The 12,936-nt window shown below is 39.0% G+C and carries 11 protein-coding genes; 6 read left to right on the top strand and 5 right to left on the bottom strand.

Features of this window, described 5'->3' with window-relative positions; genetic code table 11:
• The first annotated feature begins 11 nt into the window (after positions 1-11).
• Genes H0S58_RS03795 through oxyR form a run of 3 tightly spaced genes read left to right on the top strand, consistent with a single transcriptional unit; the run spans position 12 to position 3,100 of the window.
• On the top strand, positions 12-1,190 hold the full coding sequence (locus H0S58_RS03795; RefSeq protein ID WP_193892421.1) for an NAD(P)/FAD-dependent oxidoreductase: 1,179 nt from the start codon (positions 12-14) through the stop codon (positions 1,188-1,190).
• 53 nt (positions 1,191-1,243) lie between these two features.
• Complete coding sequence (gene estB, locus H0S58_RS03790; RefSeq protein WP_053578454.1) at positions 1,244-2,188, top strand: esterase EstB; 945 nt, start codon at positions 1,244-1,246, stop codon at positions 2,186-2,188.
• Positions 2,189-2,194: 6 nt separating this feature from the next.
• On the top strand, positions 2,195-3,100 hold the full coding sequence (gene oxyR, locus H0S58_RS03785; protein ID WP_092717158.1) for a LysR family transcriptional regulator OxyR: 906 nt from the start codon (positions 2,195-2,197) through the stop codon (positions 3,098-3,100).
• Between the two features lie 63 nt (positions 3,101-3,163).
• Here oxyR and ppk1 read toward each other — a convergent pair whose 3' ends face one another.
• Entirely contained in the window at positions 3,164-5,245 is a 2,082-nt protein-coding gene (gene ppk1, locus H0S58_RS03780) for a polyphosphate kinase 1 (RefSeq protein WP_195727191.1), read from the bottom strand.
• A gap of 114 nt (positions 5,246-5,359) precedes the next feature.
• The gene (mtgA, locus tag H0S58_RS03775; protein ID WP_195727190.1) at positions 5,360-6,034 is read right to left on the bottom strand and encodes a monofunctional biosynthetic peptidoglycan transglycosylase; all 675 of its coding nucleotides are present in this window, start codon (positions 6,032-6,034) and stop codon (positions 5,360-5,362) included.
• A gap of 80 nt (positions 6,035-6,114) precedes the next feature.
• On the opposite strand from mtgA, the gene H0S58_RS03770 reads away from it, so the two are divergent.
• A complete protein-coding gene (locus tag H0S58_RS03770) occupies positions 6,115-6,927 on the top strand; it encodes a rhomboid family intramembrane serine protease (RefSeq protein ID WP_195727189.1) in 813 nt (270 codons plus the stop codon).
• A 33-nt stretch (positions 6,928-6,960) separates the two neighbouring features.
• On the opposite strand, the gene H0S58_RS03765 is transcribed toward H0S58_RS03770, so the two are convergent.
• Both H0S58_RS03765 and H0S58_RS03760 read right to left on the bottom strand, forming a co-directional pair.
• On the bottom strand, positions 6,961-9,438 hold the full coding sequence (locus H0S58_RS03765) for an ABC transporter permease (RefSeq protein ID WP_195727188.1): 2,478 nt from the start codon (positions 9,436-9,438) through the stop codon (positions 6,961-6,963).
• A complete protein-coding gene (locus H0S58_RS03760; RefSeq protein ID WP_195727187.1) occupies positions 9,435-10,169 on the bottom strand; it encodes an ABC transporter ATP-binding protein in 735 nt (244 codons plus the stop codon). The genes H0S58_RS03765 and H0S58_RS03760 overlap by 4 nt, the downstream gene beginning before the upstream one ends.
• A gap of 11 nt (positions 10,170-10,180) precedes the next feature.
• On the opposite strand from H0S58_RS03760, the gene H0S58_RS03755 reads away from it, so the two are divergent.
• Entirely contained in the window at positions 10,181-10,810 is a 630-nt protein-coding gene (locus H0S58_RS03755; RefSeq protein ID WP_195727186.1) for an arylesterase, read from the top strand.
• Positions 10,811-10,968: 158 nt separating this feature from the next.
• Here the strand turns inward: H0S58_RS03755 and H0S58_RS03750 are convergent, their stop codons facing one another.
• Entirely contained in the window at positions 10,969-11,583 is a 615-nt protein-coding gene (locus H0S58_RS03750) for a carbonic anhydrase (RefSeq protein ID WP_092717178.1), read from the bottom strand.
• 320 nt (positions 11,584-11,903) lie between these two features.
• Here H0S58_RS03750 and H0S58_RS03745 point away from each other — a divergent pair, with 320 nt between their 5' ends.
• Entirely contained in the window at positions 11,904-12,932 is a 1,029-nt protein-coding gene (locus tag H0S58_RS03745; RefSeq protein WP_195727185.1) for an alpha/beta fold hydrolase, read from the top strand.
• The last annotated feature ends 4 nt before the right edge of the window (positions 12,933-12,936 follow it).

Here is a 12,936-nt window from a genome sequence, read left to right as displayed (position 1 = left end):
TGGAGAATAATATGCATCCTGTCGTCATCATTGGTTCAGGAATGGCGGGTTATACCGCAGCACGTGAATTTCGCAAGCTAAATCCCGAGCATGAACTGGTCATGATTTGTGCAGATGACGCGATAAACTATGCAAAACCTACGCTGTCTAATGCATTAGCAGGAAAAAAAGCCCCGGAACAAATTGCTTTAGGCGATGCAATTAAAATGGGCGATCAGCTCAAAATGCGTATTGAGTCAAATACGTGGGTCAAAGAAATACACGCTGAACAGCATCAACTTGTCTTAGAAAAAGATGGACAACAGAATATTCAGCCATATTCGAAACTTGTATTGGCTGTAGGCGCAAATCCGATCCGTTTGGCCATTGCAGGCGATGGTAGTGATGATATTCATGTGGTGAATAATCTGAATGATTACAAAAAATTTCGTGAGAATTTAGCGATTCGTGAAGACAAACGTGTGGTCATTTTGGGTGCAGGTTTAATTGGCTGCGAATTTGCGAATGACTTACAAAATACAGAACATCAGGTCACAGTTATTGATTTGGCAGCTCGACCTTTGGGCCGCCTAATTCCAGAATATGTTTCATCGTCATTCCAAGAGAAATTAGAACATATTGGCATTCATTTTGTACTGGGCACGACCGTAGAAAAAATTATTAAAATTGAAAAAGGTGATTATCAAATCACTTTGGCCAATGGTCAGTCTGTGATTGCGGATATTGTGCTTTCAGCTATTGGTTTACAACCTAATTTAGAATTGGCGCAAGCAGCGGATATTCTGTGTAGCCGTGGTATTGTAACCAACGTGCTTTTAGAAACCAATCAAGCTGATATTTATGCGATTGGGGATTGTGCTGAAGTGAATGGTTTATTATTGCCTTATGTCATGCCCATCATGCAACAAGCACGTGCTTTAGCAAAAACTTTAAATGGTGAACACACACAGGTTCATTATCCAGCGATGCCTGTAGCAGTTAAAACACCAACAGCACCACTCACTGTATTGCCTGCTCCAATCGATGTAGATGTCACGTGGACAACCGAAGAGCTTGAGGATGGCATGATTGCTAAAGCAACTGATCAACAGGACACTTTACGTGGTTTTGTGCTGTTAGGAGCTACTGCTGCAAAACAACGCTTAACGCTGACTAAACTTGTCCCCGACTTGATTCCTGCATCCGTTTAAGGTTTAAATATGAAGGACATTTTTTTAAAAGTGTCCTTTTTAGGAAAATAACAATGAATAGCGCACTAAAATTTACAGGCTCACCCTATACTTCTTTTATGCATGAAACAAAAATTAAATTAAGTAATGGTATTGAGCTACATGTAGAAATGGGAGGAAATCCTGAACATCCTCCCATTATGCTGATTATGGGTTTAGGTGCGCAAATGCTGTTTTGGCCCGACTTTTTTTGTAAATCACTCATTGATCAAGGCTATCGAGTCATACGTTTTGACAATCGTGACATCGGGTTATCATCAAAAATTCGTCATGCAGGTCCACGACTCAATACGTTTAAATTGATGGGACGCTTTGCTTTAGGACTGGGCAATCAAGGTGCACCTTATAATCTATACGACATGGCTGAAGATGCAGCTTTATTAATTGAGCATTTAGGATTAGAAAAAGTATCCGTTATTGGTGCTTCCATGGGAGGCATGATTGCGCAAATTTTAGCTGCTCGTTATCCTGAAAAAGTGTCCACTCTTGGTTTAATGTTTACCAGCAACAATAAACCATTATTGGCCCCGCCTTTTCCAAAACAACTCTTTAGCCTCATCGGCAGACCTCAATCTTCAGATGAAGAAGGTATTGTGAACCACAGTGTAAAGGTTTTTAATATTATTGGTTCACCGGGATATATCAATCAAATTGAAATTATCCAGACTGCCAGAAAATTATATCGGAGAAGTTATTATCCAGCGGGTGTACTTCAACAGTTTTTAGCAATATTATGTACAGGTTCTTTGCTACCTTTAGGTAAGCAAATTCAGCAACCGACCCTTGTGGTACATGGCTCTCGTGATCGTTTATTACCCCCGAGTCATGGAAAGGCCGTTGCAAAGGCAATTACAAATGCGAAGTTTGAATTAATTGATGGAATGGGGCATGATATCCCTCCGCATTTTATTCCACATCTAAGCGGACTATTTGCTGATCACTTTAAATTAGAACATTAGGACACTATGGCTGCATTACCCTCTTTAAGACAGCTGTCATATCTTGTTACGCTGTCTGAAACGCTGCATTTTACTGAAGCTGCGCGCCGTTCATTTGTCACCCAATCGACTTTGTCAGGCGGGATTATGGAATTAGAGCGTTTGTTAGGTGGGGTACTCGTTGAGCGCGACCGCCAAAATGTACGCTTAACGCCATTGGGCGAGCAAGTCGTTGCACGAGCCCGTGTTCTATTGGCTGATGCACAGGACTTGATGCGTTTGAGTCGTGAGATGAGCGAGCCTTTAACGGGTGATTTGCATTTAGGCATTATTCCCACCATTGCCCCTTTCATTTTGTCGCAGCTTTTAGATGAAGTGCATAAACAATTGCCTAAAATTCAACTTCATTTGCATGAAGCACAAAGTGAAAAAATTGTTGAAAAATTGGAACATGGCAATCTAGATATGATTGTTTTGGCACTTCCTTTTGATACTCGAGGTTTAAAAGTCGCTGAAATTGCTAAAGAAAATCTTTATTTGGTTTGTAATAAAACAGACCACAATCCAAACACGGCAACCTCTTTAGATGACTTAGACTTATCGCGTTTAGTGCTACTTGAAGAAGGTCATTGCTTACGTAATCATACTTTGAGTGCTTGTCCAATAGGCGAACGCAAAAATGATCACCGGTTAAAAGCCAGTTCATTACCGACTTTGGTCGAAATGGTGTCTTCAAATTTAGGCTTTACTTTATTGCCTGAAATTGCAATTCATACCAATATGATTAAAGCCAATCCAGATTTAGTCGTGAAATCAATTGATGCTGCACCTAGCCGTACTCTTGCACTGTTGACTCGTAAGAGCACGCCTTTGCAAAGCGAATTTGATGTGCTATTACAAATTTTGCAAAAAATCACCCAACATCTTCACTAAGAATTTTTTGATAAAAAAGGAGCATATGCTCCTTTTTTTATTTCAATTTAGAATTTGATTGAGCTATTTAATACTACTCAATAAAATTCTTTGCGCATTATGTGGTTCTTGCCCATCTGCAAGCTGTGCACGTACCCAAGTACCATCTCCTTGAAGCAGCCATGCTTGCTGATTATCTTTTAAATAGGTCAGTAAACCTTGCTGATAAATCCGCTTTTTCAAGGCTGGATCTTCTACTGGAAAACACGCTTCAACACGGTTAAATAAATTACGATCCATCCAGTCTGCACTTGAACAGTAAATACGTGGATTGCCATTATTCCCAAAGTAATAAACCCGAGTATGCTCTAAAAAGCGCCCAACAATCGAACGAACACGAATATTTTCAGACAGTCCCGGCAAACCTGGGCGTAAACAGCAAATTGATCGAATAATTAAATCAATCTGCACACCCGCTTGTGATGCTTCGTATAATTTGTTAATCAGCTGGACTTCAGTTAAAGCATTCACTTTAACAATGATTTGTGCAGATTTACCTGCTTGTGCATTGGCAATTTCTTCATCAATATAATTTATAAGTTGCGCATGTAAGGTAAAGGGTGCATGAAGTAGTTTTTTCAGTTTGGCCATTTTACCCATGCCCGTCAATTCCTGAAAAATACGATGCACATCTTCACATAATTCTTTGTCTGTAGTGAGCAAACCATAATCGGTATATATCCGTGCGTTACCCGCATGATAATTACCTGTGCCTAAATGAACATAACGTACCAATTTATTATTTTCACGGCGCACGACCAAAATCATTTTGGCATGGGTTTTATAGCCCACGATGCCATAGACCACGACAGCACCTGCTTCTTGGAGTACATTTGCAACTTCAATATTCGACTCTTCATCGAAGCGTGCACGTAGCTCAATCACTGCGGTTACTTCTTTGCCATTACGCGCAGCTTCGGCAAGTACCTGAACAATTTCGGAATCTGGCCCACTCCGGTATAAAGTCTGCTTAATCGCCAGCACTTGCGGATCACGGGCCGCTTCACGCAATAAATTAATCACGGGTGCAAATGATTCAAACGGGTGATGGAGCAAAATGTCTTGCTTTTGCATGGCAGAAAAAATATTTTCAGATTTTTTTAAGACTTTTGGAATAATAGGCGTATGTGAATCATAACGTAAATGAGGACGCTTAAAATTTGACAGTAACCGTGCCAAATTGACTGGTCCTTCTACTTTATAAAGCTGTTCTTTATCCAGATCAAATTCATTCAGTAAATAATGATAAATATGCTCAGGACAATTATGCGTCACTTCTAAACGTACTGCACGCCCAAAACGACGTGAATTCAACTCCCCCTTTAAAGCTTGCGCTAAATCTTCCACATCTTCATTTAAAGCCAAATCTGCATTACGTGTGACCCGAAACTGGTAACAACCCGTCGCTGTCATTCCCGGAAATAAATCTGAGACATGTTCATGAATGATTGCAGAGAGCATAACATGATGCTCTTTACCATCGGTTAATTCATCAGGTAAACGTACCACACGTGGCAATGAGCGTGGTGCAGGTACAACAGCTAAATCAATTTGACGACCAAATGCATCCTTCCCTTCGAGAGTCACAATAAAGTTCAAACTTTTGTTGACCAAGCGTGGAAATGGATGTGCAGGATCTAAGCTAATCGGGGTTAATACAGGTGCCACTTGTTCTTGAAAATATTTTTTTACCCACGCCGATTGTGCAGGTGTTAGTTCTCCACGGCGCAAGAAACAAATATCTTCTTCACGTAATTTAGGTAAAATTTCTTCGTTTAAAATACGGTATTGACGTTCAATCGCGGCATGGGCAGTTTTGGAAATGGTTTCTAAAACTTGTTTAGGCGTCAGACCATCTGGACTCCGACTTTCATTGCCTAAATCGAGTTGTTCCATTAATCCGGCAAAACGAATTTCAAAAAACTCATCCAGATTACGAGAGAAAATCAACAAGAAATTCATCCGCTCAAGTAAAGGATGTAAAGGATCGACAGCCTGCTCAAGCACACGTAAATGAAAATCTAAAATAGAAAGTTCACGATTAATGTAACGATCATTATATGTATATTCTGTTTGTGTAGCAGGTGTGCCAGCTGCAGTATTCATGCCTAACCTATGCTTATTTGAAAGTGATCCATATCTTGATCAGTATGCTTTATAATTATGACAATTTCATAAAAAAAAGCCCAAATATTCGGGCTTTTTATTACAATTTTTGAATTAAGGAATATTGCTATAACGCATATATTTTTGAATCATGCGTTTTTTATTCAATAATTTTCGGTCATCACGATGATCTTGATAATATTTTGGATTAGGCAAAATGGCTGCCAAAAATGCTGCTTGTTCACGCGATAAACTTTTTGAACTTTGCCCAAAATAATGCTGAGTTGCTGCTTCTATACCATAGATATTATCGCCAAATTCAACCGAGTTTAAATAGACTTCTAAAATACGTTGTTTAGACCAAATACGTTCCATCATCCATGTGGCTATGGCCTCTTGGCCTTTACGCAGAAAAGAACGCTGATTAAATAAAAATAAATTTTTTGCCAATTGCTGAGAAATAGTCGAGCCACCTGCCACCACTTTGCCTTTGTCTTTATTACGTTCTAAAGCAAACTGGATGCCAGCCCAATCAAAACCATGATGTTGCAAAAACTTGCCATCTTCACCCGCAACCACTGCATGCTTAACATAATCACTGATTTGGTCATAATCGCGCCATTCATGTTTTATCGGCTTTGAGGGTTCAGACCAGTAATCCAAACGCATCATCATGGTGGTTTCTACAGAATGCGTTCTCCACCAGACCAAACTTGTAAATATCCAAAGTTGTACTAAAAGCACTAAACTGACAAGTATTAACAAACTACGAACAATAAAAGCTTTCATGTCAGTAAGTTACTCCCAAAAATTTATTTTTTTCATGCTAAGCTTAATGCCAAATATAGCAAAGATTATAAAAGAATAGCATGCCTGAACACTCGCCACCCTATATTCGAAGTAAACCAGAAGTTCACCTTTGGTGGTTAACTGCATTTTTTATTGCCGTCAATGTCGGTTTATTTATCTGGCAAGTACTCTCAGGCGTCAATATTACCAGCCCAAGTTTAGTCGATGCGATTGATTGGGGAGCCGATTACGCACCTTTAACTTTTTTAGAGGAACCTACGCGTCTTTTTAGCAGCATGTTTTTTCATTTTGGTTTAATTCATTTGATGCTCAATATGTGGGCGCTGTATATTTTTGGTAGTGTAGCTGAACAACTTTTGGGACGCTTTTACTATTTGGGCCTCTATATTTTGGCAGGTTTAATGGGCAGCTTGCTGAGCGGTTTTATTGATATTCAAAATACCTTTGAGTTGCTGCAAAGTAATAACCTTAAACTGTTCCCCACAGTGAGTGCAGGTGCTTCGGGTGCGGTAATGGGCATTGGTGGCGCCTTAACTGTCTTATCTCTGCTACCGATATTACCCAAACAACGCTTTCTGTTAGATAAAAAAACCTTAGTCATGATTATGGCCATTAATTTATTTATTGGTTTTACGATGTCGGGTATTAATAATGCTGCACATATTGGTGGCCTACTCATGGGGGCATTCATGGCACTGATTTGGTATGTCGGACAACGGCTAAACCAACCTAAGTTAGGTTTCGCTTTAGGCTTGATACTCGGTATCGCACTTTGCTATGGCTTTTATGATTACTGCATGCAACAAGTACAGATCCTCAAACCTGTTTGGCGTGAAATTCTTGCAGCCATGCGTGCACAACTGCAATTTTAAGGCTCTCTTCAAGTTTGATTTGAGATCAACATGTTATTGATTGATCTCGCGTAAACTTTGTAGAGGTGGAATATCACATAAATAACTGAGGCGATAACGTCCAATTAAGGCACATAGTATGCTCATAAGCACAGGTAAAATCAGCCAAATCTCCCAATGCATCTGAACCATCAAATTCATTTTTTGACTGGCAACCGCACTGATGACCTCTGCAAAAAGACAAGCCACAATACCCGCCAGCAAGCCAATAAAACCAATTTCCAGCGTCATCATCTGTTTTAGTTTTTGTTTAGAACTACCAAATGAACGCAATAAAGCCACTTCACGCTTACGCTCATCCATCAATAAATTTAAACAAGCGATTAAGACCAAAATTCCAGAAATACTAACCAACAGTGCTAAAACAGTGATAATTTGCACCAATACATTTACCAAACGTTTTATTTCATCCAAAATTAAACTGACATCGATAAAAACCGTATTAGAAAATTGCTGAATCACCGATACCAGTTGTTTTTTATCTTGTTCAGGCACGTAAAAACTACCCAAATAACTGCCCGCATTTTCATCCATCGTTTTAGGTGCAAAGATAAAGAAAAAATTTGGACTGAAACTTTCCCATTCCACACTGCGAAAGTTCACCACTTTGGCTTGAATCAAACCCTCAGGCAAACTAAAGGTGAGACGATCACCGATTTTAATTCCTAGCTCTGCTGCCGTCTTGGCTTCGACTGAGACATCACCTGCTTGATGAAGCACAGCTGAACCTTGCACAATTTTATTATCAGTCGGATATTCTGCGGTTTGTGTTAAATTTAATTCACGCCTTAAGGTATTATTACTTTTAAGTAGTTCATTTGAGAAAGGTTGATCATTTTTCGCGATCAATCGTCCTCGAATATTCGGATACAACGGCGTACTTGACCAATTCCGCTGCTCAAATTCTGCCTGTAATACAGGCATGTCAAAAGGCGGTAAACCATATACAAATTGATTGGGTGTCCCGACAGGCAATTGCTGTTGCCATCGTTCTAATAAATCAGTTCTTAACACCGCCAAAACAGTCATTAGACTTAACCCCAATGCCAAAGCTGTAATTTGAAAAGCCGTCTGATTTGGTGCACGCACGTAGGCAGAAATTGACCATTTCAAACGTCTAATTAACTTTAAACAGCTCCAAATAATGCTATACAACACAGCACATAAAATAATAATTGCCCCAATCACCCAAGCAGTCAAAATTATATTTTCGGTCAGGACGACACTAAACAACACTAAACTGGCTGTACCCATAAGTAACATCCAGAGCAGGGATTGAACAGATTTCTCTTGTTGGCGAATCACCCGAATAGGTGGCGTATTTAGTAATTGCCACAAACTGGGCACAATAAAGCCTAACAACACCACAGCACTGGTGAGCATGGCGATCGGTAATGGCCCCAGTAACATATCCAAGGCAGAAAATTGAATTTGAAGATGTGGAATGAGCTGCAACATCAATTGTAAAAGGCCATAACCCAATGCAACCCCGATGAGGCTCCCAATGAGCATAGCCATGAATAGCACACCTGCTAGCAAAAGCAAATAAGCACTCAGGATTTGGCTTTTACTGGCACCGACACAGCGCATTAATGCGATATTATCCTGATTTTGCAGTACATAGCGCTGACTGGTTAACGCAATTGCAATTCCACATAACAAAATTGTTAAAATATTGCTTAATTGCAAAAAGGTATCCAAGTTTGCAATCGGCTTCATTAAACGCGTATTACCTTCACTGGCATTACGCAGTTTCAAGCCATTTTGATCGTTCATTTCTGGATTTAAAGCTGTTTTATTCTGTATTTTTTGCTGAGACTGTTTAAAGGCTTGTTCAAAATTTTGAATTTTTTGGGCAGCACCAGCAAGTAAGAGGCGATATTCGACCCGACTCCCAACCTGAATAGCATTGGTTTTAGCAACATCAACTTGTGAAATAATGACCGTCGGTGAAAAGCCAGAAAATCCTAATTCTTGATTAGAGTCATGCTGAATTTTCGCACTAACTTTAAATGCACCATCAGCAATATTAATCGTATCGCCCACGTTCACATGTAATAAATCCATGGCACGAGAACTTAACCACACCTCACCTGCCTGAATTTTAGCTGCTTGTGGAACAACGCGAATTTCACCACGTAAAGGAAAAGCTTGATCAATCGCTTTCACATTGACCATGACAAATTGATCAGCTGTATGTGCCATTGAACTAAAGGTGGTGACTTGCGATTGCTTGAGTGACAAATGATTTGCCTGCTCTTGCCATGTCTTTTCAAGCGGTTGATTATCTGAAAGTACTAAATCGGCAGCGAGCATTTCTGCGGCTTGTAGTGCTACAGCATTTTGAATTTGTTCATTGCTAAATTTTAGTGCTGTGGTCGCACTAATGGCCAAAGTTAAAGCAATGATCAGTAAATAGATCCCAGTGGTTTTTAAACTTTGGGTTAAAAGTGGTTTAAAGAGCGGATTCATTCAGACCTCCCCTGCTTTATATGTTCAATTAAACCCCCATCAAATAATTCAAAATGACGTTGGCATTGTTTTGCCAGTTCAGCATCATGCGTGACCAAAATGAGTGTTGTGCCGAATTCTTGATTTAACTGAAAAAGTAATTGTTCAATTTCTTGGGCAGTTTGCATATCCAAATTACCCGTGGGTTCATCTGCAAAAATGATTTTTGGTTCACTGATTAATGCTCTCACAATTGCAACGCGTTGCTGTTCTCCGCCTGAAAGTACTTTCGGCGTTTGCATGGCTTGGCGTTCTAAGCCCACTTTTTTAAGTAAATCCAAAGCCTTTTGTTCCGCCAGCGCAAAATTAAAATTCTTTTGTAAGCGCAGTGGCATCATGACATTGTCTAAAGCGGTCAAATGAGGCAACAACTGAAAAGATTGAAATACAAATCCAATATGCTGTAAACGAACCAATGCACGTTGCTCTTCATTCAGTTCAGCAATAGATGCGCCACATACCAATAATGCTCCTGAAGTGGCTTGATCCAATGTAGCCAAAATTCCCAGTAGTGTCGATTTGCCTGACCCTGAACGACCGGTAATCGCAATTTGTTCACCACTATAAATTTCAAAATTTAAATTCTCGAAAATACACAGCTCTTTTTCTGCAATCTTTATCTTTTGTGTCAACTGCTGTGCAGAGATAATCACTTGTGGCATGATGGAATTGTCGCTGTTCATTTGGGTCATCACATTCCTATATGCAAAATCGTAATTTAAATAATCGTCTATTGCCTTGCTTGGCATTGTTTGGCTTATGTTACATACCTGTATTAGGCTCTGCTAAAACCATTATGATTTTAGGTGACAGTATTAGTGCAGCTTATGGGATGCAACCTCAACAAGGATGGGTACATTTATTACAAAAGCGCCTCGACCAACAGTATCCGAAACAGCATAAAGTGGTCAATGCCAGTGTGAGTGGTGAAACCACCAGTGGCGCAGTTGCACGATTGCCAAAATTACTTCAAACCCATAAACCCCACGTTGTAGTAATTGAACTGGGTGGAAACGATGGTTTACGTGGTCAGCCACCGTTACTCATTCAAAAAAATTTAGCCACCCTAATTCAAAACAGCCAGAAGGCCAAAGCCACAGTGATTGTATTAGGCATGAAAATTCCGCCAAATTACGGTTCAGCCTATAGCAAAGCTTTTGAAAAAAATTACAGCATTGTGAGTCAACAACACAAAGTAAAATCAATGCCCTTTTTCCTACATGGTGTTGCAGGCAATAAAAGCTTAATGCAGTCCGACTTAGTTCATCCACATGCCAAAGCACAAAATATTTTACTTAATAATGCCTATCCTTATATTAAAGGCGCGCTATAAAAAATTGCTGAGCAGTGGATAACTTTTTTATAAGCGTTAATCGCTTTTAAATTCTTCAATAATGCTTTAAAAATAAAAAAGCCAGTCAATTTTTAACTGACTGGCATACGTATTATCACTGCATTTTCGAATACAGCTATGTCTCTATTTTTCTACTTTTAAAAATCAAAAAATAACACTTCACCTGTTTCTAAAGAATACTCTGCACCGATAATTTGCAGCTTACCTTGAGCAATTAAATGTTCTAAAACGGCAGAACCATGACGTAACTGATTAACTGAGGCAAATACATTTGAGCGCACTGCATGTTTAGAGAGTTTAGATAAATCATTTTTCAATTCAGTTTGCATTAAAGTTTCAACCGATGGACGAACACGGTTGACAATCGACATCAAATTTAATGAAGGTGGATGGTCTGGATTCATTAAAGTATCAATTGTGGCTTGAATCGCACCACAATGACTGTGTCCTAAAACAATGACCACAGCACAATCATAACGTTCCGCGGCAAACTCGACACTACCGACTTGTGACGGTGCAACCACATTCCCTGCGACCCGAATCACGAATAAATCGCCTAAACCTTGATCAAACACCATTTCTGCAGGCACACGTGAATCAGAACAGCCCAAAACAATGGCAAAAGGATTTTGATTTTCCGCCATTTCTGCTCTTTGCTGATGGGAAAGTTGTTTGGTCAAGGTGGCGTCACCTGATACGAAACGTTGGTTACCCTTTTTAAGACGTTCTAAAGCTTCTTGAGCTGTTAGCATTTCTTTTTCCCAGCAAAAATGTTTTTAAGTTGTAATATATTAATCTCATGAAAACTGAAAGTCACTTGCAAAAAGAATAGCTGTTCGATTTATAACTCACGTATAAATAAATTTACTCATATTTAAATGGGCATAAAAAATCGTTTTTTTCACGCTTTAAAGCCTTATTTTGCTCATTTGTGAAAATATTTAAGTGACTTTTCTCTAAGAGCAATTACAATAAACTACAAATATTTAAAAAATAAATAGCTTCAAAATTTCATTATTTTTTGATGCGTTTGCTACAATTTTTTCGTCATTTATACATAAGGATATGATCAATGACACAACTAAGTTTAAATTTATCTCGTTTTTTACAGGGTGTAGCTTTAGCAATTTCAATCGGTTTTTCTTGTTTTTCTTTTGCTGCCTTACCTCAAAAAATAGATCCGTCTGTTGCTGTACAAGATTATTTAATCAAACAACGTGATGCTGCAGGTTTAATCAGTAAAACGATTCAAATTAATGATGTCACTTGGAGCTATAGCGAAGGTGGCGCACGTAATAAACCTGCTGTTCTGCTAATTCATGGCTTGGCAGGTAACCGCGATAATTGGAATGGTGTAGCACATTTTCTAACCCCTTATTATCATGTCATTATTCCTGACCTTCCAAGCAACGGTGCAACAAAAGTTGCCGATAATTTTGATCTTTCTATTCCAAATGTGACTGAACGCTTACGCCGCTTTGTTGAAACCCTTGATATAGAAGATAAACTTAATATTGCAGGGCATTCTTTGGGTGGATCAATTGCAACTGTTTATGCCTCCCAATATCCTTTTGATACCCAAAGTTTATTTTTACTGAATAGCGCAGGTATTTATCAACAAGCCAATACCGCTTATACCAAGGATCCCAATTTTCTCAAAAATCTGATTGTTTCTAAACCTGGTGATTTAGATGAAGTTTTAAGCCAAGTCATGCAAACACCGCCGACCTTGCCTCCTTATTTTAAAAAAATCCAAGAAAAAATACTGATTGCTAACGCATCTCAAACCCGTAAAATGATTGATCAATTGGTCACTTTAAATCATATTTACACACCAGAATCTTTTGCTCGTTTGACCCGAACTATAGAAGCACCGACAGTGATTCTTTGGGGTAAACAAGATAAAATTATTAATGTTGAAGCAGCAAGTGAATTACACGGGTTGTTAAAACGTGCAGAAAAGCCGGTTATTTTAAATAATGTCGGTCATATGCCTATTTTAGAAGCACAACAACAAGTCGCTTTGCACTATTTACCTTTTTTGGCTAAAACACAAAAGTTAAAAAATCCGCTAGCTGATAAACTTATCCCTTTGAATTAACATG

The organism is Acinetobacter sp. TTH0-4 (assembly GCF_015602665.1).
In the GTDB taxonomy this organism is placed as follows: Bacteria; Pseudomonadota; Gammaproteobacteria; order Pseudomonadales; family Moraxellaceae; genus Acinetobacter; species Acinetobacter albensis.
This window is presented reverse-complemented; position numbering and strand designations above follow the sequence as displayed.

Bases quoted from the DNA above. Each gene is read 5' to 3' on its own strand.
- H0S58_RS03795 (WP_193892421.1), top strand. From the start codon at position 12: ATGCATCCTGTCGTCATCATTGGTTCAGGAATGGCGGGTTATACCGCA.
- H0S58_RS03760 (WP_195727187.1), bottom strand. From the start codon at position 10,169: ATGACCCAAATGAACAGCGACAATTCCATCATGCCACAAGTGATTATC.
- ppk1 (WP_195727191.1), bottom strand. From the start codon at position 5,245: ATGAATACTGCAGCTGGCACACCTGCTACACAAACAGAATATACATAT.
- H0S58_RS03745 (WP_195727185.1), top strand. From the start codon at position 11,904: ATGACACAACTAAGTTTAAATTTATCTCGTTTTTTACAGGGTGTAGCT.
- H0S58_RS03750 (WP_092717178.1), bottom strand. From the start codon at position 11,583: ATGCTAACAGCTCAAGAAGCTTTAGAACGTCTTAAAAAGGGTAACCAA.
- estB (WP_053578454.1), top strand. From the start codon at position 1,244: ATGAATAGCGCACTAAAATTTACAGGCTCACCCTATACTTCTTTTATG.
- H0S58_RS03755 (WP_195727186.1), top strand. From the start codon at position 10,181: ATGCAAAATCGTAATTTAAATAATCGTCTATTGCCTTGCTTGGCATTG.
- H0S58_RS03770 (WP_195727189.1), top strand. From the start codon at position 6,115: ATGCCTGAACACTCGCCACCCTATATTCGAAGTAAACCAGAAGTTCAC.
- mtgA (WP_195727190.1), bottom strand. From the start codon at position 6,034: ATGAAAGCTTTTATTGTTCGTAGTTTGTTAATACTTGTCAGTTTAGTG.
- oxyR (WP_092717158.1), top strand. From the start codon at position 2,195: ATGGCTGCATTACCCTCTTTAAGACAGCTGTCATATCTTGTTACGCTG.
- H0S58_RS03765 (WP_195727188.1), bottom strand. From the start codon at position 9,438: ATGAATCCGCTCTTTAAACCACTTTTAACCCAAAGTTTAAAAACCACT.